The organism is Rhodococcus sp. GA1, from assembly GCF_024321955.1.
GTDB classification, from domain to species: Bacteria; Actinomycetota; Actinomycetes; order Mycobacteriales; family Mycobacteriaceae; genus Rhodococcus; species Rhodococcus pyridinivorans.
In genome coordinates, this window is the sequence record NZ_CP097186.1 from 4,052,596 (window position 1) to 4,077,138 (window position 24,543).

At 68.8% G+C, this 24,543-nt stretch carries 28 protein-coding genes; 10 read left to right on the forward strand and 18 right to left on the reverse strand.

The window, feature by feature from the left end; translation table 11 throughout:
• Positions 1-44: 44 nt before the first annotated feature.
• Both M3330_RS18915 and M3330_RS18920 read right to left on the reverse strand, forming a co-directional pair.
• Positions 45-605 carry a hypothetical protein gene (locus tag M3330_RS18915; protein WP_006550159.1) on the reverse strand — a complete coding sequence of 187 codons (561 nt, stop codon included), beginning with the start codon at positions 603-605 and terminating at the stop codon, positions 45-47.
• A gap of 37 nt (positions 606-642) precedes the next feature.
• Positions 643-2,013 (reverse strand): FAD-binding oxidoreductase, encoded by a 1,371-nt coding sequence (locus M3330_RS18920; RefSeq protein WP_255025940.1) that lies wholly within the window; start codon positions 2,011-2,013, stop codon positions 643-645.
• A gap of 100 nt (positions 2,014-2,113) precedes the next feature.
• On the opposite strand from M3330_RS18920, the gene M3330_RS18925 reads away from it, so the two are divergent.
• Positions 2,114-2,371, forward strand: coding sequence for a Rho termination factor N-terminal domain-containing protein (locus M3330_RS18925; protein ID WP_255025942.1), 258 nt, complete (start codon positions 2,114-2,116; stop codon positions 2,369-2,371).
• A gap of 24 nt (positions 2,372-2,395) precedes the next feature.
• Here the strand turns inward: M3330_RS18925 and M3330_RS18930 are convergent, their stop codons facing one another.
• Complete coding sequence (locus tag M3330_RS18930) at positions 2,396-3,916, reverse strand: aldehyde dehydrogenase family protein (protein WP_006550163.1); 1,521 nt, start codon at positions 3,914-3,916, stop codon at positions 2,396-2,398.
• Positions 3,917-4,009: 93 nt separating this feature from the next.
• Here M3330_RS18930 and M3330_RS18935 point away from each other — a divergent pair, with 93 nt between their 5' ends.
• The 3 genes from M3330_RS18935 to M3330_RS18945 all read left to right on the forward strand — a co-directional run bounded on the left by M3330_RS18935 (position 4,010) and on the right by M3330_RS18945 (position 6,698).
• A complete protein-coding gene (locus tag M3330_RS18935; protein WP_230826290.1) occupies positions 4,010-4,417 on the forward strand; it encodes an Lrp/AsnC family transcriptional regulator in 408 nt (135 codons plus the stop codon).
• 67 nt (positions 4,418-4,484) lie between these two features.
• A complete protein-coding gene (lat, locus tag M3330_RS18940; protein WP_255025945.1) occupies positions 4,485-5,819 on the forward strand; it encodes an L-lysine 6-transaminase in 1,335 nt (444 codons plus the stop codon).
• Positions 5,820-5,867: 48 nt separating this feature from the next.
• Entirely contained in the window at positions 5,868-6,698 is an 831-nt protein-coding gene (locus tag M3330_RS18945) for a tyrosine-protein phosphatase (RefSeq protein ID WP_006550166.1), read from the forward strand.
• A 3-nt stretch (positions 6,699-6,701) separates the two neighbouring features.
• Here M3330_RS18945 and M3330_RS18950 read toward each other — a convergent pair whose 3' ends face one another.
• From M3330_RS18950 to M3330_RS19000, 11 genes are all read right to left on the reverse strand, one after another.
• Positions 6,702-7,640: a hypothetical protein gene (locus M3330_RS18950; RefSeq protein WP_006550167.1), complete on the reverse strand. Its 939-nt coding sequence runs from the start codon at positions 7,638-7,640 to the stop codon at positions 6,702-6,704.
• On the reverse strand, positions 7,627-8,769 hold the full coding sequence (locus tag M3330_RS18955) for a hypothetical protein (RefSeq protein WP_006550169.1): 1,143 nt from the start codon (positions 8,767-8,769) through the stop codon (positions 7,627-7,629). Before M3330_RS18955 ends, M3330_RS18950 begins: the two co-directional genes overlap by 14 nt.
• Positions 8,766-9,047 carry a hypothetical protein gene (locus tag M3330_RS18960; protein WP_006550170.1) on the reverse strand — a complete coding sequence of 94 codons (282 nt, stop codon included), beginning with the start codon at positions 9,045-9,047 and terminating at the stop codon, positions 8,766-8,768. The genes M3330_RS18955 and M3330_RS18960 overlap by 4 nt, the downstream gene beginning before the upstream one ends.
• Positions 9,044-9,361: an SAV_915 family protein gene (locus M3330_RS18965; protein WP_064060877.1), complete on the reverse strand. Its 318-nt coding sequence runs from the start codon at positions 9,359-9,361 to the stop codon at positions 9,044-9,046. The genes M3330_RS18960 and M3330_RS18965 overlap by 4 nt, the downstream gene beginning before the upstream one ends.
• A 97-nt stretch (positions 9,362-9,458) precedes the next feature.
• Positions 9,459-9,821, reverse strand: coding sequence for a VanZ family protein (locus M3330_RS18970; protein ID WP_064853122.1), 363 nt, complete (start codon positions 9,819-9,821; stop codon positions 9,459-9,461).
• 3 nt (positions 9,822-9,824) lie between these two features.
• Positions 9,825-10,259, reverse strand: a complete 435-nt coding sequence (locus M3330_RS18975) for a DUF1707 domain-containing protein (protein WP_039584911.1) — start codon at positions 10,257-10,259, stop codon at positions 9,825-9,827.
• 119 nt (positions 10,260-10,378) lie between these two features.
• Entirely contained in the window at positions 10,379-10,756 is a 378-nt protein-coding gene (locus M3330_RS18980) for a DUF1707 domain-containing protein (RefSeq protein WP_039584826.1), read from the reverse strand.
• Positions 10,757-10,884: 128 nt separating this feature from the next.
• Positions 10,885-12,675 (reverse strand): acetyl/propionyl/methylcrotonyl-CoA carboxylase subunit alpha, encoded by a 1,791-nt coding sequence (locus M3330_RS18985; protein WP_039584825.1) that lies wholly within the window; start codon positions 12,673-12,675, stop codon positions 10,885-10,887.
• Between the two features lie 120 nt (positions 12,676-12,795).
• The gene (locus M3330_RS18990) at positions 12,796-14,256 is read right to left on the reverse strand and encodes a condensation domain-containing protein (protein WP_019288523.1); all 1,461 of its coding nucleotides are present in this window, start codon (positions 14,254-14,256) and stop codon (positions 12,796-12,798) included.
• A 7-nt stretch (positions 14,257-14,263) separates the two neighbouring features.
• Positions 14,264-14,677 carry a SufE family protein gene (locus M3330_RS18995; protein WP_006550177.1) on the reverse strand — a complete coding sequence of 138 codons (414 nt, stop codon included), beginning with the start codon at positions 14,675-14,677 and terminating at the stop codon, positions 14,264-14,266.
• Positions 14,674-15,567 (reverse strand): sulfurtransferase, encoded by an 894-nt coding sequence (locus tag M3330_RS19000; protein ID WP_024101525.1) that lies wholly within the window; start codon positions 15,565-15,567, stop codon positions 14,674-14,676. Before M3330_RS19000 ends, M3330_RS18995 begins: the two co-directional genes overlap by 4 nt.
• A 62-nt stretch (positions 15,568-15,629) precedes the next feature.
• Between M3330_RS19000 and M3330_RS19005 the strand changes: the two genes are divergently transcribed.
• Positions 15,630-16,046 (forward strand): group III truncated hemoglobin, encoded by a 417-nt coding sequence (locus tag M3330_RS19005; protein ID WP_019288521.1) that lies wholly within the window; start codon positions 15,630-15,632, stop codon positions 16,044-16,046.
• A gap of 13 nt (positions 16,047-16,059) precedes the next feature.
• Here the strand turns inward: M3330_RS19005 and M3330_RS19010 are convergent, their stop codons facing one another.
• The 3 genes from M3330_RS19010 to M3330_RS19020 all read right to left on the reverse strand — a co-directional run bounded on the left by M3330_RS19010 (position 16,060) and on the right by M3330_RS19020 (position 18,847).
• Positions 16,060-16,722, reverse strand: coding sequence for a nucleoside triphosphate pyrophosphatase (locus M3330_RS19010; RefSeq protein WP_006550180.1), 663 nt, complete (start codon positions 16,720-16,722; stop codon positions 16,060-16,062).
• Position 16,723: 1 nt separating this feature from the next.
• A complete protein-coding gene (locus M3330_RS19015; RefSeq protein ID WP_006550181.1) occupies positions 16,724-17,050 on the reverse strand; it encodes an acyl-CoA carboxylase subunit epsilon in 327 nt (108 codons plus the stop codon).
• 156 nt (positions 17,051-17,206) lie between these two features.
• The gene (locus tag M3330_RS19020) at positions 17,207-18,847 is read right to left on the reverse strand and encodes an acyl-CoA carboxylase subunit beta (RefSeq protein WP_019288520.1); all 1,641 of its coding nucleotides are present in this window, start codon (positions 18,845-18,847) and stop codon (positions 17,207-17,209) included.
• 116 nt (positions 18,848-18,963) lie between these two features.
• Between M3330_RS19020 and M3330_RS19025 the strand changes: the two genes are divergently transcribed.
• The 4 genes from M3330_RS19025 to M3330_RS19040 all read left to right on the forward strand — a co-directional run bounded on the left by M3330_RS19025 (position 18,964) and on the right by M3330_RS19040 (position 22,553).
• Positions 18,964-19,809, forward strand: a complete 846-nt coding sequence (locus M3330_RS19025; RefSeq protein WP_019288519.1) for a biotin--[acetyl-CoA-carboxylase] ligase — start codon at positions 18,964-18,966, stop codon at positions 19,807-19,809.
• 55 nt (positions 19,810-19,864) lie between these two features.
• Complete coding sequence (locus M3330_RS19030) at positions 19,865-20,434, forward strand: PH domain-containing protein (RefSeq protein WP_039584821.1); 570 nt, start codon at positions 19,865-19,867, stop codon at positions 20,432-20,434.
• 117 nt (positions 20,435-20,551) lie between these two features.
• Positions 20,552-21,235 carry a response regulator transcription factor gene (locus M3330_RS19035; protein ID WP_024101522.1) on the forward strand — a complete coding sequence of 228 codons (684 nt, stop codon included), beginning with the start codon at positions 20,552-20,554 and terminating at the stop codon, positions 21,233-21,235.
• A gap of 10 nt (positions 21,236-21,245) precedes the next feature.
• A complete protein-coding gene (locus tag M3330_RS19040) occupies positions 21,246-22,553 on the forward strand; it encodes a HAMP domain-containing sensor histidine kinase (RefSeq protein WP_006550186.1) in 1,308 nt (435 codons plus the stop codon).
• A 12-nt stretch (positions 22,554-22,565) separates the two neighbouring features.
• On the opposite strand, the gene M3330_RS19045 is transcribed toward M3330_RS19040, so the two are convergent.
• Positions 22,566-23,099 (reverse strand): GtrA family protein, encoded by a 534-nt coding sequence (locus tag M3330_RS19045; RefSeq protein ID WP_024101520.1) that lies wholly within the window; start codon positions 23,097-23,099, stop codon positions 22,566-22,568.
• Between the two features lie 156 nt (positions 23,100-23,255).
• On the opposite strand from M3330_RS19045, the gene M3330_RS19050 reads away from it, so the two are divergent.
• Positions 23,256-24,530: a 5-(carboxyamino)imidazole ribonucleotide synthase gene (locus tag M3330_RS19050; RefSeq protein WP_033097087.1), complete on the forward strand. Its 1,275-nt coding sequence runs from the start codon at positions 23,256-23,258 to the stop codon at positions 24,528-24,530.
• The last annotated feature ends 13 nt before the right edge of the window (positions 24,531-24,543 follow it).

Genomic DNA, 24,543 nt, shown 5'->3' on the forward strand with positions numbered 1-24,543 from the left:
AGTCGCCGCACGTGAACCCACTCAGTCGCCGCACGTGAACCCGCTCAGTCGTCGTACGCGAACCGGGCGATCTGCCGGCAGTGATCGTCGGCCCAGGAGTTGCGGCCGCCGCGCATCAGTTCCGTCACGAGCGCCCGCGCCGGGGCCCGCCACGGCAGCGCCTCGAACTGCTCCCGCGCGGCGGGTTCGTCGCTCCACACCACGGACACCACGGAGCCCTCGTCGATGAAGGAGAGGCCGGGGGAGTCCGCCGCGAGCTGCTCGCGGGTCGAACCCGACGCCTTCTCCAGCTCGGCCCCCGACACACGGACGTAGCCGGCGAGGCTCCGCTGCCCGTCGGAGAGGTCGAGGAACATCCCTGCGACCGCCATGTTGCCGGCGTGCACCGACACCAGCGGCTTCCGCGGGTCGTCCGGCTCGCCGGCGGGAAGACACACGACGGACCAGTACTCGCATTCGCTCATGCGGGCGTTGGGCACGATCGACGACACGACGTCGCGGAGCCAGGCCGTGACGGAGCCGAACTCGGGATACTGTTCGAGCTCGCGGTACTTGGTCTCGCGCAGCGGCAGGGCGGTCGTTGACGGGGGCACACGGGTGTTCACGCGACGATTATGACCGCAGCCGATGTGGTGTGGGTCATCAGATCACCACGCCGGGATTCAGGATCGCGTTCGGGTCGAGCGCGGCTTTGATCCGCTCGGTCAACGCCATCACGTCCGGTCCCACCTGATCGGGTAGCCAGGCCTTCTTGAGCCGGCCGACACCGTGTTCACCGGTGATGGTGCCGCCGAGTTCGATCGCGAGATCCATGATCTTCCCGAAGACCGTCTGCGCCCGCGCCGTCATGTCCTCGTCGGCGGGGTCGTAGACGATCAGCGGGTGGGTGTTGCCGTCCCCGGCGTGGGCGATCACGGCGACGGTGACGTCGTGTCGGGTTGCGAGATCGGCGATTCTGCTCACCAGTTCCGGCAGTGCCGGGATCGGCACCCCGACGTCCTCGAGCAACAGGCTGCCGGTGCGCTCGACGGCCGGGATCGCCATGCGGCGGGCGACGGTGAACGCCTCACCCTCCTCGGGGTCGTCGGTCGCGAAGACGTCGTCGGCGCCGGCCTCGCGGCAGGCCCGCACCATGATCTCGATCTCCTCCGCGGCCGCGTTGCCGGGTGCGTCGGAGCGTGCGATGAGCATGGCCTCGGCGGTGCGGTCGAGTCCCATGCGCAGCATGTCCTCCACCGCCCCGATCGACGCCCTGTCCATGAATTCGAGCATCGCCGGTCGCAGGACCGCGGTGATCGCGACGACCGCGTCGGCGGCGGCCTGCACGGTGGCGAAGGTCGCGACCATCGTGGACGCCGGTGGCGGCGGTGGGACGAGGCGCAAGGTCACCTCGGTGATGACCCCGAGAGTGCCCTCGCTGCCGACGAACAGCTTCGTCAGCGACAGGCCCGCGACGTCCTTGACCCGCGGACCGCCGAGCCGCACCGCGGTACCGTCGGCGAGGACCACCTCGAGTCCGAGCACGTAGTCGGTCGTCACCCCGTACTTCACGCAGCACAGCCCACCGGCATTGGTGGCCGCGTTGCCGCCGATCGTGCAGATCTCGAACGACGACGGATCCGGTGGATACCAGAGTCCGTGTTCGGCCGCGGCCTGCTTCACCTCGACGTTGAGCAGACCGGGCTGGACGACGGCGGTGCGGGTCGCGGTGTCGACGGTGATCGCCCGCATCTTCTCGGTGCTCAGCACGATGCCGTCGGCGAGCCCGCCCGACCCGCCGGACAGGCTCGTGCCGGCACCCCGGGGTACCACCGGCACCTTGTGGGTGTTCGCCCACCGCAGCGTCGCCTGTACGTCGGCGGTGGATGTGGCCCGTACGAGCGCGAGGGGAACCGCGGCGTCCGGGTCCTGCGCCCGGTCCTGCCGGTAGCCGGCGAGGATGTCGGGATCGATGATCAGTGCGCCGGCGGGCAGCTGCCCGCGGAGTTCGTCGAGCAGGTTCCCTGGATACACGCCCCAGGTCTACCACAGGATGTGTCACAGGCCACAGATCCTCTGATTGGGTGAAGTGTCGTCGGGTACCCCTTCCGCAGGACACGGAAAGGAGAAGACGATGCCGAGTCCGTCGATCAAGAACGAGAAGATGTACGAGGACCTGCGCGAGGACGGTGCCTCCAAGGAGAAGGCGGCCCGGATCTCCAACGCGGCTGCGAACGAGGGTAAGTCGCAGGTCGGGAAGAAGGGTGGCAAGTCCGGCTCCTACGACGACTGGACGGTCGACGACCTGAAGAAGCGTGCGAAGGAACTGGGCATGACCGGTTACTCCGACATGAAGAAGGACGAACTCGTCGACGCACTGCGCAACCATTAGCCGCCCGGACCCCCGAGTTCGGGATCAGCCGAATTCGACACCCTGGGCGAGCGGCAGCTCCGTCGAGTAGTTGACGGTGTTAGTCGCCCGCCGCATGTACGCCTTCCACGCATCCGATCCGGATTCGCGCCCGCCGCCGGTGTGCTTCTCCCCGCCGAAGGCGCCGCCGATCTCGGCCCCCGAGGTGCCGATATTGACATTCGCGATGCCGCAGTCGGATCGGGCGAGGAACAATTCGGCCTCGCGCTGGTCGAGCGTGAATATCGCCGACGACAGGCCCTGCGGTACACCGTTGTGCAAGGCGATCGCCTCGTCGAGGTCGTCGTAGTCGAGGACGTACAGGATCGGGGCGAAGGTCTCCTCGCGCACCACCTCGGTCTGCGCCGGCATCCGGACCAGTGCGGGGGAGACGTACACGCCACCACCGGTGACCTCCACCCGTTCGCCGCCGACGACGAGCGTGCCCCCGTCGGTCTGCGCGCGGTCGAGCGCCGCGGTCATCGCCTCGTAGGACCGTTCGGAGATGAGCGGACCCACGAGGACACCCTCGTCCAGCGGATTCCCCACCCGCAGACGCGAGTACGCCTTCGCGATGCGCTCGACGAACTCGTCGGCGATCGATCGGTGCACGATCAGCCGGCGCAGGCTGGTGCAGCGCTGGCCCGCCGTGCCGGCTGCGGCGAACACGACGCCCCGGACGGCGAGGTCCTGATCGGCGGACGGAGCGACGATCGCCGCGTTGTTGCCGCCGAGTTCGAGCAGGCAGCGACCGAACCTCGCCGCGACCCGCGGCCCGACGATCCGCCCCATCCGGGTGGAGCCGGTCGCACTCACCAGGGCGATACGGGGATCGTCGACGAGCGCCTCACCCACCCTGTGGTCGCCGAGGAGCAGGTGATGGAGACCGCCGGGGGCGCCGACGTCGGCGGCGGCGCGGCGCAGCAGCGCGTCGCAGGCGAGGGCGGTGAGCGGGGTGGTCTCCGACGGTTTCCACACCACCGGGTCGCCGCACACCAGCGCGATCGCGGTGTTCCACGACCACACCGCCACGGGAAAGTTGAACGCGGAGATCACGCCCACCACGCCGAGCGGATGCCAGATCTCCATGAGCCGGTGCCCGGGCCGCTCGGACGGCATCGTCCGCCCGTAGAGCTGTCGCGACAGACCGACGGCGAACTCACAGACGTCGATCATCTCCTGCACCTCGCCCGCGGCCTCCGACGGGATCTTCCCCGCCTCCAGGGTGACGAGCTCGGCGAGATGCCGCTTGTGCTCGACGAGCAGTTCGCCGAGCCGTCGCACCACGCGGCCGCGCACCGGGGCGGGGACGTGGCGCCACTGCTCGAAGGCCCGTGCCGCCGCGGTGATCGTCGCATCGACCTCGGTGGCCGAGTGGACGGGTACGTGCCCGAGCACGCTGCCGTCGATCGGGCTGGTCACCGCGAGTGTCACGCCGGCGGGCAGGGCGCTGTCGGGCACGGCGTCGGCGCCGCACTGCCTCAGCGCGGTCGCCGCGCGGTCGGCGAGATCGGTGGTCGCATTCATCGGTGAGCTCCTTTGCTGCTCGGATACCCTGCGCTGGTGCCCGAATCCTCGAGAAACGACTCGTCGAAGGAGTCGCTGGACGACATCGATCGGATGTTGCTGCGCGAACTGGTCGCCGACGGTCGCGCGACACTCGCGGCGCTCGCCGAGAAGGCAGGGCTGTCCGTCTCGGCCGTGCAGTCGCGGGTGCGCCGGCTCGAAGCGCGCAGCGTGATCCGCGGATACAGTGCGCGCGTCGATCCCGAAGCGCTCGGGCTGATGCTGTCGGCGTTCGTGGCGATCACCCCTCTCGATCCGTCGCAACCCGACGACGCGCCGGCCCGCCTCCGGCACATCTCCGCGATCGAATCGTGTCATTCGGTGGCAGGCGACGAAAGCTACATCCTCCTCGTGCGTGTCGAGTCTCCTCGCGCTCTCGAGCGGTTGCTGCAGGAGATCCGGGCGACCGCCGATGTCGCCACCCGCAGCACCGTCGTTCTGCAAACATTTTACGAACGATAGGCCTCTGCGCCGTAAATGTTGCTGTGATACCGGGTTTGTACCGTTGAGTTTCGCGTACGGTGGGGTTATGAGCACTGCATTCCGAAACCCGGACGGTGCCGAGAATCTCGCCCCCGACCGGGTACACAGCATCCTCGGCCGGCACATGCTCGCCGACGGTTTCGACCTCGTCCTCGATCTCGACCGCTCCCGCGGAGTCCGCCTCGTCGACGCCCGGGACGGAACGACCTATCTCGACATGTTCGGGTTCTTCGCGTCGTCCACGCTCGGGATGAACCATCCCGCGCTGACCGATCCGGAGGCAGCGCACGAACTCGGCGCCGTCGCGGCGAACAAGCCCAGCAACTCCGACATCTACACCGTGCCCATGGCACGCTTCGTCGAGACCTTCGTGCGCGTCCTCGGCGACCCGGCGCTCCCGCACCTGTTCTTCGTCGACGGCGGCGGGCTCGCCGTGGAGAACGCGCTCAAGGTGGCGTTCGACTGGAAGAGCCGCCTCAACGAGTCCCGCGGTCTGTCCGCCCACCCGGGCGGTTCGGTGCTGCACCTGACCGGGGCCTTCCACGGCCGCACCGGGTACACCCTGTCGCTGACCAACACCGATCCGGTCAAGACCGATCGGTTCCCCAGGTTCGAATGGCCGCGGATCGACGCGCCCTATCTTGTCGAGGGCCGTGATGTCGCCGCGGCCGAGGAGAAGGCCCTCGAGCAGGCCCGACGAGCCTTCGCCGAACGCGCCCACGACATCGCATGCTTCATCGCCGAACCGATCCAGGGGGAAGGCGGCGACCACCACTTCCGTCCCGAGTTCTTCCGGGCGATCGCGCAGCTGTGCCGGGAGAACGACGCCCTGCTGATCTTCGACGAGGTGCAGACCGGCGCCGGCACGACCGGCACCGCATGGGCCTACCAGCAGCTCGGCGTCACCCCCGACATCGTCGCCTTCGGCAAGAAGACTCAGGTGTGCGGGATCATGGCCGGCGAACGTATCGACGAGGTGCCCGACAACGTGTTCGCCGTGAGTTCGCGGATCAACTCGACGTGGGGCGGCAATCTCACCGACATGGTGCGGGCCCGTCGCATCCTCGAGGTCGTCGAGCACGACCGGCTGATCGACCGCGCCCGGTTGAGCGGAGCGCACCTGCTGTCGGGGTTGCAGCAGATCGCCGCGCGACGACCGGTCGTCACCGAGCCGCGGGGACGCGGACTGATGTGCGCGGTCGATCTCCCGACTCCGGAGATCCGCGACGAGGTGCTGAGACGGCTGTACCGCGACGAGCACGTCCTCGTGATCGGGACGGGCACGCGCGGCATCCGCTTCCGGCCGCCGCTGATCGTCACCACCCACGAGCTCGACGAGGCCCTCGACGCGCTCGACAGGGTGACCTCGCAGTACGAATGACGGGGCGGGTCCCCCTGTTCGGGGCCGCACGGCGGTAGCTTGTCGGATATGGCCGATGCACTGGACGAGACCGTAACCGGCGGCGAATCCTTCGCGATTCCGTCGCTGGTCAACCTGAGGGACATCGGCGGTTGCCGGAGTTCGTTCGGCGGCGTGGTCCGCACCGGGGTGGTCTTCCGCTCCACGGACCTCAGCCGCCTGACCGACACCGACGTCGAGACCCTCGAGGCCCTGAGCATCGCGACGGTTTTCGACCTGCGCACGCTCGAGGAACAGCAGCGCCGTCCCGATCGTGTCCCCGACGGTGCCCGGCACCTCGGGCTCGACGTCCTCGCCGACCGGCAGAGCGGATCGATCGCGGCCGCGCTGCCGGAACTCGTATCCAACCCGGAGCTGGTGGCGCAGACACTCGGGGACGGTCGTGCTGTCGAGTACCTGCGGCAGAGCTACCGCGAGTTCGTCACGTTGCCGAGTGCCGTGGCGTCGTACCGGACCCTGGCGAGCACCGTCGCCCACGGAGACGTTCCAGGGCTCGTGCACTGCAGTGCCGGCAAGGACCGCACCGGCTGGGCGGCGGCCTCGCTGCTCCTGTTCGCCGGCGCCGACCAGGAAGCCGTCTTCGCCGACTACCTGCGCACGAACGACGAACTGCTCCCGCATTTCGACGACTTCTTCGCCCGGTTCGCATCGCTCGGCGGCGATCCGGAACTGATCACCCCCCTGCTCGGTGTGCGTCGCGAGTACCTCGAGGTGGCGATCGAGGAGGCGCTGTCGCGCTACGGAACCATCGAGCAGTACTTCGCTGCCGGACTCGGTCTCGACGACGACACCCTGCAGTCCCTGCGGATCCGGCTCGTCGATTCGAACGTGACCGCCTGACCGTCACCTCGGCGCCGGCGTGCTCAGGGTCGGCACGGGGACCGGACCGTAGCGTCGCCACCGCGGTCCGGGTGCGTAGGAGCGCAGCTCGTCGACTCGGCGTGCGACAGCGTCGGGATCGGCGAGTTCGGCACGGGCGTCGGGGTCGCGGAGATAGTGGTCGAGCACGGCGTCGAGGAGTTCGGGAGCGATCTCGAACCGGCGCCGGTCGATGCGGGCAGTGTGCCCGGGGCGGCGCCGGGATGAGGGACGTAGGTCGCCGTCCTTGCGGTCGTCGATGATCCGCCACGGCAGTGGAACCCGCGAACTCGTGGTGGCGCCACGCGCCGGTAGGGCCGGCACGACGACATAGAGGGGATCGGCCAGTACTCCGGACGCCGTTGCCTCCCAGGGGATCCAGGTGTCCGTGGCGTGATCGCTGAAGCGGATTCCCTCGGCGGAGAGTGTGATGTAACCGGGGCGTAGTTTGTGTCGGACGATGAGGAAGCAGTAGCCGACCTGCCACGCGCAGGCGAGGACGGCCAGGACGACGTTGATGTCCAGCCGCTGTTCGTCGGGCTCGCCCGTCAGCCAGATGAGCCCGAGGAGCATGAGCGTGAACGCTCCGATCTGGACGAAAGCGATCCGGAACACCCAGGACGACTGCCGCAGAACCAGCGCCGGTGCCGTGGATCCGGTGTCCGCCGTGATGTGGTCCGCCTTCGTGCGAGGGCTGTACATGAGGAAGCCGAGCACCGGATACATGAGGATCGTGGCGCTCAGCGCCAGGATCACCGGCCAGCCCCTGGGCAGTTCGAGGGGAGCCCCCTGTGCTGCCTGCTCGATCAACACTGCCGGGACGAGCAGCAGGAAGACGAGACCGACGATTCCGGTCCCGAGAACGACGAAAGGGGCACGCGAGTCGCCGTAGGTGCGGAGACCGTGGTCGTCAGAAGATGGCATCGAATGCTCCTCGTCCCAGCCTGGCCAATCCTCCGATGGAGGCACCGGCGAGTTCTTTGGTTGCGCTTGCAGCACTTCCGACTTCGGCCAGGCCAGCGCTGAAGGATCCACCGATCGATTTCGTGCTCGACTCGTAGAGATTGTCGACCGCGCCGGAGGTGAAGATTCCGGTGACCGTCCCTGCTGCTGCGCCGACCACCGCTCCGAACGCCGTGCCGGCGCCCGGAACGATCGACCCGACCATCGCACCTGCCGCGGAACCGGCGGCTATCGATGCTCCGAGACCGAGGCCGTTGGATACCACGGCCTGTTCGAGGGACTCACCACCCGCGAAATAGTCGAGCCCGACACCGGCGACGAGACCTATGGTCCCCGCGGCCCGGCCGGCGGTCCGGGACATCGATGCCATGTCGTCGAGGCGTCCGGTGGTCGCCACCAGATCGTCGAGTGGTTCCCGCGCAGAACCGAACAGACGTCGTAACTCGTCGTAGGGTGTGTCCGGCGAAAGCGAGAGAAATCGCTCCATCTCACGGATCGCCTCGGTCTGGAGGTGCTGCTGCATGGTGAGGAGGTCCGCGATCCTGCCTTGCAGGTTCTTGTCGACGTAGTCGAGCGCGGTGCTCACGAGGAAGGACGCGGACCACGGGTGTCCGGTCCAGGTGTTCGTGGCGGTTGCGACTGCGACGGACCAGCGAGCGTGCACCGCCTCGGCGGCGTCACTCGCTTCTTGATATGCCGAGGTCCTCCGGAAAGCGGCTTCGTCGTCACCCGGGGGAGGATTACCGATCGTGTTGCATACGACCGGCAATCCCGCGGCCAAGGCACGAGCGCGGATGTCGGCCATGTCGGACAGGGCGCGCGACAGTTCGCCCGCCAGGCCCGCGAAGACATCGGCGGTCTTCGATGTCCGCGCGTGGAAATCGTCGATGGCGTGGACGTGCTCGCTCGACCTGCCGAGATAGGTCTCGGAAGCGTCGCCCTCCCAAGCGTCGTCGGCGATGCGGCGCGCCCGGGCCGCGGCGTCGGCGACGTTCCCGATCGTGGTGCCCAGCGTCGTGCGGATCCAGTCCTCGACCCGTCGGATATCGGTGGGGTTGCCGGCGATGAAGGTGTCGATCGGCACGGTCACTCCGACCAGGTCCGGACGAGCGCGGCGGCGGCCTCGTCGTCGGCTTCCCGGTACGTCTGCGCTGTGGTCGTCAGCAGGCCACCCGTTCCGCCGAGCACCTCGACCATGCCGGCGAGGTCGGTGACGATCTGCGCCAGCATGCCGGTGAGCGGACCGGTCGCGAGACCCGCGTCCACACTCGTGGGGCAGGTGTCGACGAGATCCGCGGTGTCGGTGGCCGCACCCGTGTAGATGCCTGCGGCCCGATCGAGTTCGTCGGGATCGACGTACAGGCTCATCTCGCGTCTCCGGAGGCCGGGTGCCGACGTTCCGCTTCGGGTATCGGGACGTCGAGCAGCAGCGAATCCCACGGCTGTGCCTCCCGCAGTCGCGGGAGCATGTGCGTGGGCAGCACCAGCCACGGTTGCCCGGCGCCGCAACAGGAGTGGAGACGGTCGAGAGCCGTGTAGGCGAGCAGCGCGATGCGGCCGTCGCTGAGATACCGATAGTCGACGGTGGCATCGGCCGGATCCGGGACCGCTTCCGCGCAAGGTAGATAGAGATACGGCGGGAGCACCGTCGGTAGTGCGTCCGCGACCTGTTCCTGCGACATTCGTTCCCCCGTGAACAGCCTGTCCGATCCCCCGTCGGACTGTCGGCGCAGAGGAGGCTACCAGCATCAGGGTTTGTGACGAATCACGGGTTGATGCTTACGGTTTCGACCGCGTGCGAGAACGTGAGCCGACGACCGCCGCGACGGCGAGACCGATCGCGACACCGGCAAGGTCGGCGCACCAGTCCCAGAACGACCCGGAGCGCCGGACCGCGACGGTGGCCTGGAGGATCTCCGTCAGCACGCCGTAGAGACCCAGCCACACCACGGTGACGACGGGGGAGATCCGTGCGTAGCGGGAACACAGCGCGAGGGCCACGAACATCAACGCGTGCGTGACCTTGTCGGCATGGGGAGGACCGCTCGGCACGGTACCGCCGGGAGAGAGCAGCATCGCGGTGATGACGACGCCCGCGAGGATCAGGGGCAGAGCGCGGTGCCGGAGGAGCGTGGACGGCACGGTTCAGGCGTTCTTCTTCTCACCACGGTGAGTGTCGGCGTCGTCGGTGCTGTGCCCGTCCCGATCGCGACCGGCGAACAGGACGATGCCCACGGCGGGGATCAGCAGGAAGAACAACCACGTGTCGAAGGTGAAGAACAGCACGAGCGCGACCAGCGGCGTCAGGCCCATCACGACCTCGCGCCACCGCTCGGGATCCCTCTTCGGGATGATCACCGGAAGATCGTCCCGGGTCGTGGCCGAGCTATCGGTGAGGTGGGCGGGCAGGTCGGTGAACAGCACGTCGAGATCACCGCGCGTCCCGGCCGCCGACGCCATCGCGCTGCGTTCGTCGAACTCCGACAGCGTCAGCCGGCCGAGCGCGAAGTGCTCGCCGAGCAGGTCGAGAGCCTCACTGCGTTCTGCGTTGCCGATCCGGACGTCGGGGTGTTCGGGCATGCCGGCCACACTAACCTGTGCCGTCGGACCGGCAACAGCCACGGGCACCTCTCGAAGAGCTGTGATATCCGCTACAGGATCTCTGCAACAGCAGAAGGACGCGGCCGGGTACCGCGAGGTCAGGACGGCCCGCGGCCCTCGCCGAGGAGCCGGTAGGCCCGGCGACCCGCGACGAACAGCACACCGAAGGCGATGAGCAGCGCGATCGGGTGCCGGAAGACGACGACCACGAGCAGCGCGACCAGGATGAACGGAACCAACGTGAGCAGCTGTTCCGCCAGATCGCGTGGCCCGGTGGTGGCCATCGCGGCCGGCGCCGAGGGCAGGTCGGCGAACAAGGGGATCAGGTCGCCACGCACCGTGGCCTGCGTGGCGAGTGCGACCCGCTCGTCGAATTCCGCCAGGCTGAGACGGCCCGCGGCGAAGTGCTCGCCGAGCAGCGCTACGGCTTCTTCACGCTCGGCGGTGCCGATGCGGATGTCGGGGCGGTCGGCCATGACTCCAGGCTAGTGGTTTTTCGCGCGCATGAGCCGGTCACGGGGGCCCGATACGGCGAGGTCCCCCGCATCGTGAGCGATGCGGGGGACCGTCGGCCGTACTGCTCGAGCGTTGCTCGGGCGGGGTCCTACTTGATCTCGGTGAGCACGGTGCCCTGGGTGACCGCGGCACCCGGCTCGACCGCGAGGCCGGTGACGACGCCCGCCTTGTGGGCGTTGACCGGGTTCTCCATCTTCATGGCCTCGAGCACGGCGATGAGCTCGCCCTCGGCGACCTCCTGGCCCTCGGCAACCGCGACCTTGACGACGGTGCCCTGCATGGGTGCGGTCACCGCGTCGCCCGACGCCTTGCCGGCGCCGCCGCCACCGCGCTTGCGGGGCTTCGGCTTCTTGCGGATCACGCCGGCGCCGCCGCCGTTACCGCCGAGCGAGAACTGCCCGGGCAGCGACACCTCGACGCGGCGTCCGCCGACCTCGACGACGACGTTCTGCCGCGGCAGGGCCTCGTCCTCGTCCTCGATCGGGGCACCACCGGTGTACGGCTCGATGGTGTTCTCCCACTCGTTCTCGATCCACTTGGTGTAGACGTCGAACTTCTCGCCGTCGCCCACGAACGCCGGGTTCTCGACGATGTGGCGGTGGAACGGGATGACCGTGGCCAGGCCCTCGACCTCGAACTCGGCCAGCGCGCGGGCAGCACGCTGCAGCGCCTGCTCGCGGGTCTCACCGGTGACGATCAGCTTGGCGAGCATCGAGTCGAACTGACCGCCGATGACGTCGCCGGCGACGACACCCGAATCGACACGCACGCCGGGGCCCGTGGGCTCCTTGTAGACGGTGATCGGGCCGGGAGCGGGGAGGAAGCCGCGACCGGCGTCCTCACCGTTGATGCGGAACTCGAAGGAGTGGCCGCGCGGGGTCGGGTCCTCGGTGAGCTCGAGCTTCTCGCCGTTGGCGATGCGGAACTGCTGACGCACGAGGTCGATGCCGGCGGTCTCCTCGGTGACCGGGTGCTCGACCTGCAGGCGGGTGTTGACCTCGAGGAAGGAGACGGTGTCGCCCTGCACGAGGTACTCGACCGTGCCGGCGCCGTAGTAACCGGCCTCGCGGCAGATGGCCTTGGCGGAGTCGTGGATGCGCTTGCGCTGCTCGTCGGTCAGGAACGGCGCGGGGGCCTCCTCGACGAGCTTCTGGAAGCGGCGCTGCAGCGAGCAGTCGCGAGTGCCGGCGACGATGACGTTGCCGTGCTGGTCGGCGATGACCTGGGCCTCGACGTGGCGGGCCTTGTCGAGGTACTGCTCGACGAAGCACTCGCCGCGACCGAAGGCGGCGACGGCCTCACGGGTGGCCGACTCGAACAGTTCGGGGATCTCCTCGATGGTCTGCGCGACCTTCATGCCGCGTCCACCACCGCCGAAGGCGGCTTTGATCGCGACCGGCACGCCGTACTTCTCGGCGAACTCGACGACCTCGTCGGCGTTCTTGACCGGGTCCTTGGTGCCGGCCGCCATCGGAGCCTTGGCGCGCTCGGCGATGTGGCGGGCGGTGACCTTGTCGCCGAGGTCGCGGATGGACTGCGGCGAGGGGCCGATCCAGATGAGGCCGGCGTCGATCACGGCCTGGGCGAAGTCGGCGTTCTCGGAGAGGAAGCCGTAGCCGGGGTGGATGGCGTCGGCGCCGGACTTGGCCGCGGCGTCGAGGATCTTGTCGAACACCAGGTAGGACTCGGCCGAGGTGTTGCCGCCCAGTGCGAACGCCTCGTCGGCGAGCTTCACGAACTGTGCGTCTGCGTCCGGTTCGGCGTAGACGGCGACACTGCCGTAGCCTGCGTCCTTGGCGGCTCGGATGACCCGCACAGCGATTTCGCCGCGATTCGCGACGAGCACCTTCGTGATCTGCGCGCTGGCATGACTGGGCACGGAGCCTCCTGTTGATCGATCGTTAGGTTATTTCCGTCGACGGGCAGTCTAAGCGCCATTCGGATCGACGATGTAACCGGATGCCCGTATACATTACGGCGGCCGTTCGAGCGCACAATGCTACTCACCGGTAGGTGGGACTGCCGCCGTTTCCGGCCGTGCGATCCACGGTCCACCCACCGCGACCTCGTGCATCAGTTCGCGGGTGCGCGTCAGAAGGCTCGGGACGTTCTTGTCCGCGACCGTATTGTCTGGAAATCGCGCCGACATGTTCACACCCTCGGGCGTGCGGTTGATCCAGACGTAGACGTCGTGGGTGAAGCTGCGGCTGCGCAGCGCCTGAGCGTTCCATTCGGGCCACTGGGCGGCCATCGGTACGAACCGCACGTCCATGTACGAGACGACGAAACGTGGACGGATGGGCACGCCGAGGAGTTCGCCCACCCGCGCGAACGGCACTCGTGCGCTCGCGCGGGTGCGGTGCAGTTCGTCGCCGGCCCGCATCGCCAGGGTCTCGAAATCCGTTGTGTCCGTGAGTTTCAGATCGATCGGACGCAGACCGACGAACCATCCGAGCGAACCCGCCCAGATCGGCCCGGCGCGGGTGTGCGCGGGCGCGACGGTCCGGAACCGATCCGCACCGGTGAGTTCGGCCGTCGCCCGGCCGAAGCACGCCAGCACGCCGGCGAAGAATCCCGTCCCGGCGCGTCGGCAGCACGCGGAGAAGGCGCTCGCCTCGTCGTCGTCGAACCAGCGTTCCGACAGTCGTTGCTGGGGTGTGGCGTGCGCGGGTCGCGCCCCGATCGGGAGGGGGAAGGCGGGCGGTTCGCCGCCGCATTCGGTGAGGGTCCGCCGCCAGATCTGCACGGCCTCGTCGTCGTCGTCGAGATGCGCGGACTCGTCGCGTTCGGCGGCGCCGAAGTCGATGTAGCTGCCCACCGGGAACAGGTCGGCGGCGCGACCGGTGCGCTCCTCCTCGTAGAGCGCCGAGATCTCGTGCGCCACGAGCACCACCGAGTACCCGTCGATGATGGAGTGGTCGGCGCCGAAGAAGACTGTGAACCGCTCGTCGGTGTCCTTCGCGCTTTCTGCGCTGTCGGGATCCCCGTCCGGTGTCCGCTCGAGCGTCGCGAAGACGTAGGACGGCCACAAGTGCGGGGTCGTGTAGTCGTCGAACAGACCGAGCAGGTGCTCGTGGATGGTGTCGGGATCGGCGGGATCGTGCCGGATGGGTCGCACCGACACCCGGCCGGGGGGAGCGGTGCGCCGCACCAGACCGCCGCCGCTCTGCTCCTCGTCGAGGTGCGCGTGGCTGCGCAGCGGTTCGTGCCGATCGATCCAGCGCTGCAGGGCCCGCCGGAACCGCTCGGTGTCGAGGGGCCCGGGGACCTCGAAGGCCGTGCCGAGCCAGGAGTCGCGGCCCCCGCCGTACCGGACCCCCGAGGTACGCCGCAGATGCGCCTCGTGGATGTACGAGGCGGGACGAGGGTCCTCGCGCCAGTCGTCCTCGGCCGCACACGGCAGCCATTCGGTGAGAACGCCCGGGGGGATCCGGTAGTCGGCGAGCTCGGTGAACTCCATGACCGCGTCAGGTTCGGAGATGCCGCTTGATGCGCGTGAGCATCGCGCTCATCCCTCGCAGCCGCAGCGGGCTGACCGCCTCGGCGAGACCGAGCGAGGCATAGAAGTCGTCGGGCACGTCGAGGATCTCCTGTGCGCTGAGACCGTCGAGTCCCTGCTGCAGGATCGATGCGAATCCGCGGGTGGTCGGGGCTTCGGCGGGTGCGCTGAAGTGGAGCTTCACCTGCGACCGGTCGGATGCGTCGACGGACAGGAACAGCGGCGACTGGCACTCGGGCACCGGCTCCATCGCCGCTTCCTCGAGTTCGGCGGGAAGCGGCGGGAGCTCGCGGCTGAATTCGAGAAGCAACTGCAGCTTGTCCTGACCTTCGACGGCAGCGAAGTCGTCGACGATCTCGGCGAGGGGGGCGGGAATGCTCATGCGGCCGGCGCTTCTCCGGGCTCGTCGCCCTTGGCGATGGGCACGCGGACGGCGTTGCCCCACTCGGTCCACGAACCGTCGTAGTTGCGCACGTTCGAGTATCCGAGCAGGTAGGTGAGGACGAACCAGGTGTGGCTCGAGCGCTCGCCGATCCGGCAGTAGGCGATCACGTCGGCGTCCTGGTCGATGTCGCCGTAGATCTCCTCGAGTTCGGGCCGCGCACGGAACCGGCCGTCGGGCGCCGCTGCCTTCGCCCACGGGATCGACACCGCGGTGGGGATGTGGCCACCGCGCAGGGCGCCTTCCTCCGGGTAGTCGGGCATGTGGGTGCGCTCGCCGGTGTACTCCTGCGGCGACCGCACGTCGACCAGCGGGCCCTTGCCCAGGTGCGCGAGGACATCGTCCTTGAATGCGCGGATCCGGGCGTCGTTGCGCTCGACGACCGGGTAACCGCTCGTCGTGGCGGCGGGGATGTCGAGGGTGGTGTCGCGGTTCTCGGAGATCCACGCGTCGCGTCCACCGTCGAGCAGGCGGACGTCCTCGTGGCCGAAGAGGGTGAAGACCCACAGTGCGTAGGCGGCCCACCAGTTGGACTTGTCGCCGTAGATGATCACGGTGTCGGTGCGGCGGATGCCCTTGCGATCCATGAGCGCGGCGAACTGCTCGCCGTCGATGTAGTCGCGGGTGACGGGGTCGTTGAGATCGAGATGCCAGTCGATCTTCACCGCACCGGGGATGTGCCCCACGTCGTAGAGCAGGACGTCCTCGTCGGACTCTACGACCTTCACTTCGGGATGACCGAGATGAGCGGACAACCACTCCGTCGACACGAGACGGTTGGGATCGGCGTATACCGCGAACGAAGGGTTGCTATCGGGTGCGACGGGCACATGGGCTCCTGAGGCTGTGGTGGCAGGTGCGCCGTCGATTCTAGGCGGTACCGTGACGGGACGTGACCCGCAGTGACACCCACGGCGACCGGCCGGCCCCGGTCGAGCTCGCATCGCGGGAGCACATCGACCTGCTGGTCCGGCGGTTCTACGAACGGGCCCTCGACGATCCCGTGCTCGCGCCGGCCTTCGACGTCCTCGCCGTGATCGGACTCGACGACCATCTGGTGGTGGTCGGCGACTTCTGGGAGCAGATCCTCTTCCGCACCACCCGCTATCGCGGAGCGTTCGTGCCGGTGCACCGGGCGCTGCACGGACACCACGGACTGACCCCCGCCCGGTTCGAGCGGTGGTTGCAGTTGTGGTGCGGGACCGTGGACGAGATGTTCCACGGCGTGGATGCCGAACGTGCGAAGACCAAGGCCGAGGCGATGGTGGGCTCGTTGCAGAAGACCTTGTACGGCGGCACGGCCCGATAGTGCCGGGTACGGCTCAGTTCTCGAGCGCCTCGACGGGGATCGCGGCGTTCTCGGCCCACAACCGGGCGACGGAGATGCCGACCTCGGCGAGGAGGCGCCGCACCAGCGGGAGCCCGATGCCGATCACCGACGACGGATCGCCTTCGATGCCCTCGACGAACCAGCCCCCGTGACCGTCGAGCGTGAAGGCCCCGGCCACCTCGAGCGGCTCACCGCTGTCGAGATAGGCCTCGAGTTCCTCGTCCGTGGGGATGCCGAAGTGCACCACGGTGCCGCTGTGGTCGGCGGCCTCCGCGACGACCTCGTCGTCGCGGAGACGGAGCACGGCATGACCGGTGAGCAGCTCGCCGCTGCGGCCGGCCATCGCCCGCCAGCGCTCGCGGGCCGCCTCGACGGTGCCGGGCTTGCCCTGCAGAGCGCCGTCGATCAGCAGCATCGAGTCGCAGCCGATGACGACGGCGTCGCGCAGCTTCTGCTCGCGCAGGACGGGCAGGATGTCGGTGGCCTTGGCGCGGGCAAGCTCGGTGACCACCTGCGCCGGCGGCGTGCCGGGGCCGAGGGACGCGATGAGCGCGTCCTCGTCGACCTCCGACACCTGCACCAACGGCTTCACGCCCGCCGCGTGGAGAACCGCGAGGCGGGCGGGTGAAGCCGAGGCCAGAACGAGCCGGGGCATGTCAGCCGCGGTTCGGGTACGAATACGGCGAGAACGGCGCCCACTGCCGGTGCGTCCGCGTCGGATCGCCCCAGGTCTCGGGCGGCCGGGTGTCGACCACCTCGTCGCCCGCCGACGCAGCGGCAGCGGCGAGCACGGCGACGAGAGCCGCGATCTCCTCGTCGGCGGGGTTGCCCTTGACGATGCGGATGGCAGCCGCGGTTTCGGCGACCGCGGTGCTCTCCTGGGCGGCTTCGGTCGCGTCGTCGGCGGCCGTGGCCTCGACCGCGGGCGGCTGCTCTTCGACTTCGAACTCGGTGATGATCTTGTCCTCTGCCGTCGCTGTCACAGGGCACCCCCCGGGTACGCGTCCACACAGGCATCGGATGCCCACCGGGTCGCTGTCATGTCGATCCCTCTCTCGGGTTCATCGCACGTCGTCGGCGACGTGCTACGCCGTACGGTCGCGGCAGGACCGAGCTGCGCCCGGTCCTGCCGCCGAGCGTCACAGCGGAATGTTTCCATGCTTCTTCGGCGGGAGCGAAACCATCTTCCGCTCGAGCAGGCGCAGCGCGGAGACGATCTGTCCGCGCGTGTGCGACGGCGGGATCACCGCATCGACGTAACCGCGCTCGGCGGCGACGTACGGGTTCACCAGGGTGTCCTCGTACTCGTTCTGCAGCTCGAGGCGCAGCGCGTCGACGTCCTGACCGTTCTTGGCGGCCTCGAGCAGGCGCTTGCGGTAGACGAAGCCGACGGCGCCGGAGGCACCCATGACGGCGATCTGCGCGGTGGGCCATGCGAGGTTGACGTCGGCACCCATGTGCTTGGAACCCATGACGTCGTACGCGCCGCCGTAGGCCTTGCGGGTGATGACCGTGATCTTGCCGACGGTCGCCTCGCCGTAGGCGTAGAGCAGCTTGGCGCCGCGGCGGATGATGCCGTTGTACTCCTGCTCGGTGCCGGGCAGGAAGCCGGGAACGTCGACGAGCGTGATGATCGGCACGTTGAACGCGTCGCAGGTGCGGACGAAGCGCGCGGCCTTCTCGGACGCGTCGATGTCGAGGCAGCCGGCGAACTGCGTGGGCTGGTTGGCGACGATGCCGACGCTGCGGCCGTCGACGCGCCCGAAGCCGACGATGATGTTCTTCGCGCGCTCGGCCTGGACCTCGAGGAACTCGTCGTCGTCGAGCAGGCGACGGATGACCTCGTGCATGTCGTACGGCTGGTTCGGTGAATCCGGGATGAGCGTGTCGAGCTCGATGTCCTCGGCGGTGAGGGAGTCCTCGATCGCACCCTCGATCGGGTCGCTCGGCGCGAGGCGCGGTGCAGCGGCCTGGTTGTTGCTCGGCAGGTAGGACAGCAGGTCCTTGACGTAGTCCAGGGCGTCCTGCTCGCCGTCGGCGACGTAGTGCGCGACACCCGACTTGACCATGTGGGTGTGGGCGCCGCCGAGGTCCTCCATCGTGACGTCCTCGCCGGTGACGGTCTTGATGACGTCCGGGCCGGTGACGAACATCTGGCTGGTCTGGTCGACCATCACGACGAAGTCGGTGAGAGCGGGGGAGTAGACGTGACCACCGGCCGCGGGGCCCATGATCAGCGAGATCTGCGGGATGACACCGGAGGCCTGCACGTTGCGGTGGAAGATCTCACCGTAGAGGCCGAGGGAGACGACACCTTCCTGGATGCGCGCGCCGGCGCCTTCGTTGATGCCGATCAGCGGACGGCCGGTCTTGAGGGCCAGGTCCATGACCTTGACGATCTTCTCGCCGTAGACCTCGCCGAGGCTGCCGCCGAAGACGGTGGCGTCCTGCGAGAAAACGCAGACGTCGCGGCCGTCGATCGTGCCGTAGCCGGTGACGACGCCGTCGCCGAGCGGACGGTTGTCGGCCAGGCCGAAGTTGGTGCTGCGGTGGCGAGCGAGAGCGTCGAGTTCGACGAACGATCCTTCGTCGAGGAGCGCCTGGATGCGCTCGCGAGCGGTCAGCTTGCCCTTGGCGTGAACCTTCTCGACTGCGGCCTCACCGACCGGGACCTTGGCCTGTGCTTGACGGTTGCGCAGGTCGGCCAGCTTGCCGGCGGTGGTGTGGATATCGGGCGTACTCGCCGCCTCGGGCGCGGACGGCTCCTGGACAGTGGTCATGGCCAGTCAGCTTAGCGATCGTCATACAAGGCCGCTGCATCGAGGTCCCGAAGGCCGGACCACCGCTCCGGACCTACCGGCGGGTAGGTGGCGAAGGCCCACTTTAGGCTGTGTACATGGCATCCGACCGGCCCACGACCGATCTCCTCGCCCTCCGCACACCGCTCGACGAGGCGGCGTTGCGCGATGCCCTCGTCGGCGTCGAGCGCGAAGGTTTCTACACACGTCTCGACGTCGTCGCCGACACGGCCTCGACGAACGCGGATCTGCTCGCCGTCGCCGCGACCGGCGACGACCGTCGCGTGCTGCTCGCCGAGTTCCAGCACGGCGGCCGCGGTCGCCACTCCCGCACCTGGAACGGTGTGCCCGGCGCGCAGGTCATCGTGTCGGTCCTGCTGCGGCTGCCCGAGTGCCCCCTGCAGAACCTCGGTTGGCTCCCGCTGTTGTGCGGCATCGCCGCCGTCGACGCTGTGCGATCCGTGACCGGCGTTGCGGCACAACTGAAGTGGCCCAACGACGTCCTCGTCGACGGACGCAAGCTCGCCGGGATCCTCGTGGAGGTCGCGGCCACCTCGCCGGTGCCCACGGTCGTCGCTGGCATCGGCATCAACGCCACCCTCGGACGCGACGAACTGCCCGTCCCCACCGCCACCTCGCTGCTGCTCGAGGACGCCACCGAACTCGATCGCACGCCGCTCGCGCAGGCGCTGCTCGCCGGCTTCGGCGAGCGGATCCGGGCGTGGGCCCGGGCGGGATGGGACACCACCGAACTCGCCGCGGCCTACCGCGAACGATGCGGCACGGTCGGGCAGCGCGTCCGTGCGATCCTGCCCGGCGACACCGAACTGCACGGCGTCGCGACCGACGTCGACGATCAGGGACGGATCGTGATCCGCCCCGACGGCGGGGAAGAGTCCGTGGCGGTCGCTGCGGGCGACATCACACATCTGCGACCGGTCTGAGCACCCTGCGACTGCTCGCATCGGTACAAGACCGACATATGCCATCGTGGGCGGTATGGGATACCCGGAGGACGCCCTCGCACCCGAGGAAGAGTTGCTGCTGCACCGGCATCCGCACTGGAAGTCTCTCGTACTGCCGACGGCCACCTTCCTCGTGTCGACGATGGTCGCCGGTTTCCTGGTGGGACTCGTCCAGGCGCGGCTCGACGGTGCCGCCGCGACCTGGTGTGGCCTCGCCGTGGCCGCGGCGTGGATCGGCCTCGTCGGCTGGCGGTGCGTCCCTCCCTTCGTCGGGTGGCTCACCACGCACTTCATCGTCACCGACCGGCGCGTCCTCGTCCGCACCGGTGTGCTCACCCACACGGGTATCGACATCCCGATGGGCCGGATCAGCAACGTCCAGTTCCGGCACGGCCTCGTCGACCGGATGCTCCGGACCGGCACGCTCGTCGTGGTGTCCGCCGCCGACGATCCCATCGAGTTCGACGACATCCCTGACGTCCAGCAGGTGCACGCCCTGCTCTACCGGCAGGCCTTCGACGCGCAGAACCAGCGCCCCGGTGACCGTCACACCACCCGCTACCGGCGCGACGAGCACGGGCATGAGCACCGCAAGGGGTGGTGACCGCGAGTCGTAGGTGCGCCGACGCGAGTCGCAGGTGCGCCGACGCGAGTCGCAGGTGCGCCGACACGACCCGCCGGTAATCCCGACGAAGCGAACCGCGATCCGTACGCTGGCGTGGTGACTGCCGTTCTACTCGCCGAAGACGACGACGCAATCGCTGCACCGCTGTCCCGCGCGCTGGGACGCGAAGGGTACGACGTGACCGTCGAGGACAACGGTCCGGCCGCGCTCGAACAGGCACTGTCGGGCAGGTTCGAACTGCTCATCCTCGACCTCGGTCTACCTGGGATGGACGGACTCGAAGTGTGTCGCCAGATCCGGGCGAGCCGCTCCGATCTGGCCGTGCTCATGCTCACCGCCCGCACCGACGAGGTCGACTTCGTCGTCGGTCTCGATGCCGGCGCCGACGACTACGTCGGCAAACCGTTCCGTCTCGCTGAGCTCATGGCGCGTGTGCGCGCGCTGTTGCGCCGGCGCGGCGGCCCGGAGAACGACGACATCGTGGACGTCGCCGGGATCCGGCTCGAACGTGCCGCGCGCCGTGTCCTCGTGGACGGCTCCGAGGTGACGCTCGCCAACAAGGAGTACGAGCTCCTGCGTGTGCTGCTCGAGCACGCGGGGCAGGTCGTCTCCCGCGACGCGATCCTCGAGGAGGTGTGGGGCGACGCCGACCTGCGCGGTTCGAAGACGCTCGACATGCACATGTCGTGGTTGCGCCGCAAGATCGGCGACGAGGGGCCGGCCGGGGAACGTCGCATCGCCACGGTGCGCGGTGTCGGTTTCCGGCTGAACACCGACTAGCGTCTCCGGCGTGCGCAGCCGCATCCTCAACGCCGTCCTGGCGACCGTGCTGCTCGTCGCGCTGTTGCTCGGCATTCCGCTGGCCTACACGGCGTTCCTGTTCGTCGAGGACACCGCCCGCCGCGACCTGCAGAACCGGCTCGAACGCATGGCCGACGAGATCATCGCCCAGGAGGGCACCGACGGATTCGTCGTCGGTGGTCTCGACACGAGTTCCCTGCGTCTGCTCGTCCCCACCGACGGGCGGGCTGTCGTGGTCTACCCGACACCCGAGAACGTCGCGGCGCGGCTGGACATCGGCACGCCGGTGCTCGGGGCGTCGATCGTCGAGTCGTTGTCGATGGGGACGTCCGGCTCGCTGCTCATCGAGGTGCCCTCGGAGAGCATGCGAACTCTGCAGCAGCAGGTGCTCGCCGCGGTGAGCCTGCTGGTGCTGCTGTCCGTCGCGGCCGGGGCGCTGGTCGCGGTGGCGACCGCCCGAAGACTCGCCGACCCGCTGCGCGACGTGGCGAACCGGGCGGCCCGTCTCGCCGAGGGCGACTTCCGCCCGGTGGCCCGGCGGCACGGTATCCCCGAACTCGATCGCGTCTCCGACGTGCTGGATTCGGCCGCCGTCGAGATTTCGCACCGCCTGCAGCGCGAGCACGCGCTCGTCGGCGACGTCTCGCATCAGCTCCGCTCCCGGATGACCGCGATCCGGCTGCGGCTCGACGAGTTGTCCACCCACGAGGATCCTGCCGTGGTGGAGGAGGCCGAGGCGGCCATGGCACAGGTGGACCGGCTGACCACCGCGATCGACGGTCTCGTGCGCCAGTCCCGCGACAGCAGTGCCGACCAGCGCACCGACGTCTCGGTGGTCGGCGAACTCACCGGTGTCGTCGCCGACTGGCGCGGTCCCTACGAGGAGGCGGGACGGGAACTGGTGTTGCGCGGCGATCCGTCGTTGCGGGCGGCGGTGACCGGTTCGCGGTTGCGTGAGGCGGTGGCGGTGCTGGTCGACAACGCGCTCGTGCACGGAGGAGGCACGTGCACGGTCTCGGTGCGGCAGGTCGCGACCCGCGGCGACGTCACGGTGTGTGTCGAGGTGGCCGACGAGGGAGAGGGTGTCAGCGACGAGGTCGCGCCGTACGTCTTCGACCGCGGCTTCTCCGGGGGCGGGTCGACCGGGGTGGGACTGGCGCTCGCACGTGCCCTCGCGGAGGCCGACGGCGGTCGCCTCGAACTGCAGCGACGCCGGCCGGCACTGTTTGCGCTGTTCCTCGGCGCGCCCCGCGATCGGGACACCTGTACGCCGACCGGCACGCGCGAACCCCGCTAGACCGTCTTCCCGTCAGGAGCGGTCGAGCTGCTCGCTGGGCTCGCCCAGGGGAGCGTCCGGGACCATCTCCTCCGGAAAGACGAACTTCTTGAAGCAGTAGAAGCGGAAGATCATCTGCAGCAGGTTGCCGATGATGTACGCGCTGACGAAGTCGGCGATGTTCTCCGTCGCGAGGCTCACCTCGGGTACGCGCAGGTCGAAGACGTAACTCGAGATCCATAGCGGGATGAACGAGAGCACGACGCCGATACCGCTGACGAAGAAGAACAGGAACGCCTCGTGGGCGCGCTCGCGACCGCCGCGATTACGGAAAGACCATTCGCGGTTGAGGATGTACGAGCAGATCACCGCGACGACACCGGCGATGATCTTGGCGGTCACCGGCTTCTCGGACAGAACTGTGAGCTTGAGCGTGTAGAAGATCGCCGAGTCGATCACGAAGGTGGTGCCGCCGACGATGGCGAATTTGATCAATTCGCGATGCCGGAGCAACAGCCCCCGGAAAGGCTGGGGAACTCTGCTCAACGCTTCATCGACGATTGTCACTTGGAGAAGTGTACGAAACGAAGAGGTGAATTTCCGAAACCCGACCGCACATGTCGGCATTCCCACACCGCTGGGCGGGCCGGTGGGAGGTCCCTCGACGCTCGGCGGGGGAGCAGCGGAACGACGCCACGACATGCTGTGACACCATGGACAGCCGTGACAGGCAGACCTGAATCGTCCCCCAGATCCGATACGCCCCGCACCCTGACGACGGGCATGCCGGTCGTCACGATGATCGGTGGTGGACAGCTCGCGCGGATGACCCATCAGGCGGCGATCGCGCTCGGCCAGACGCTCCGCGTCCTCGCCGGGAGCGCCGACGAACCCGCCGCGCAGGTCAGCCCGAATGTGGTGCTCGGCAGCCATGACGACCTCGACGCCCTCCGCCGCGCCGCGACCGGCGCGCACGCGCTGACCTTCGATCACGAGGGTGTCCCGACCGAACATCTCGAGGTCCTGCAGCGCGAAGGCGTCGCGGTGCTGCCGCCCCCGCAGGCCCTGATCTACGCCCAGGACAAGATCGCGATGCGCAAGCGGCTCGGTGAGCTCGGCGCACCGATGCCGAAGTTCGCGGAGATCACCTCCGTCGAGGATGCCCGCGCCGCCCTCGACGCGCTCGGCGATCCGTACGTGCTCAAGGCCGCACGCGGTGGCTACGACGGCCGTGGCGTGTGGATTCTCGACGACCACGCCGAACTCGAGCGGGTCGTCGCCGACCAGCTCGCTGCCGGTGTCCCGCTCCTCGCCGAGGAGAAGGTCGAGTGGACGCGCGAGCTGTCGGCGATGGTCGCGCGGTCCCCGTTCGGCCAGGGCGCGTCGTGGCCGGTCGTCGAGACCGTCCAGCGCGACGGCCAGTGCGCCGTCGTCATCGCACCCGCCCCGAACCTGCCCGAGGACGTCGCCACCGCCGCCGAGCAGCTCGCGCTGCGCATCGCCGGTGAGCTCGGCGTCGTCGGTGTCATGGCGGTCGAGCTGTTCGAGACGCGCTCCGGTGAGCTGATCGTCAACGAACTGGCGATGCGTCCGCACAACTCCGGTCACTGGGGCATGGACGGTGCCCGCACCGGCCAGTTCGAACAGCACCTGCGCGCCGTGCTCGACTACCCGCTCGGCGACACGAGCCCGATCGCGCCGGTGACGGTGATGGCGAACGTGCTCGGCGCGCCCGAGGCGCCGGCGATGAGCATGGACGAGCGACTGCACCACCTGTTCGCCCGGATGCCCGACGTGCACGTGCACCTCTACGGCAAGGGTGAGCGCAAGGACCGCAAGATCGGCCACGTCAACGTGCTCGGCGCGCCGTCCGGGTCGATCGACGATCCCGAGTACGTCGCCGCCGTGCGCGAACGCGCGGAACGCGCGGCGCACTGGCTCTCGCACGCGGTGTGGACCGACGGTTGGAACGAACACACGGGAGAAATCGGTGAGTGACGTGGCACAGGGT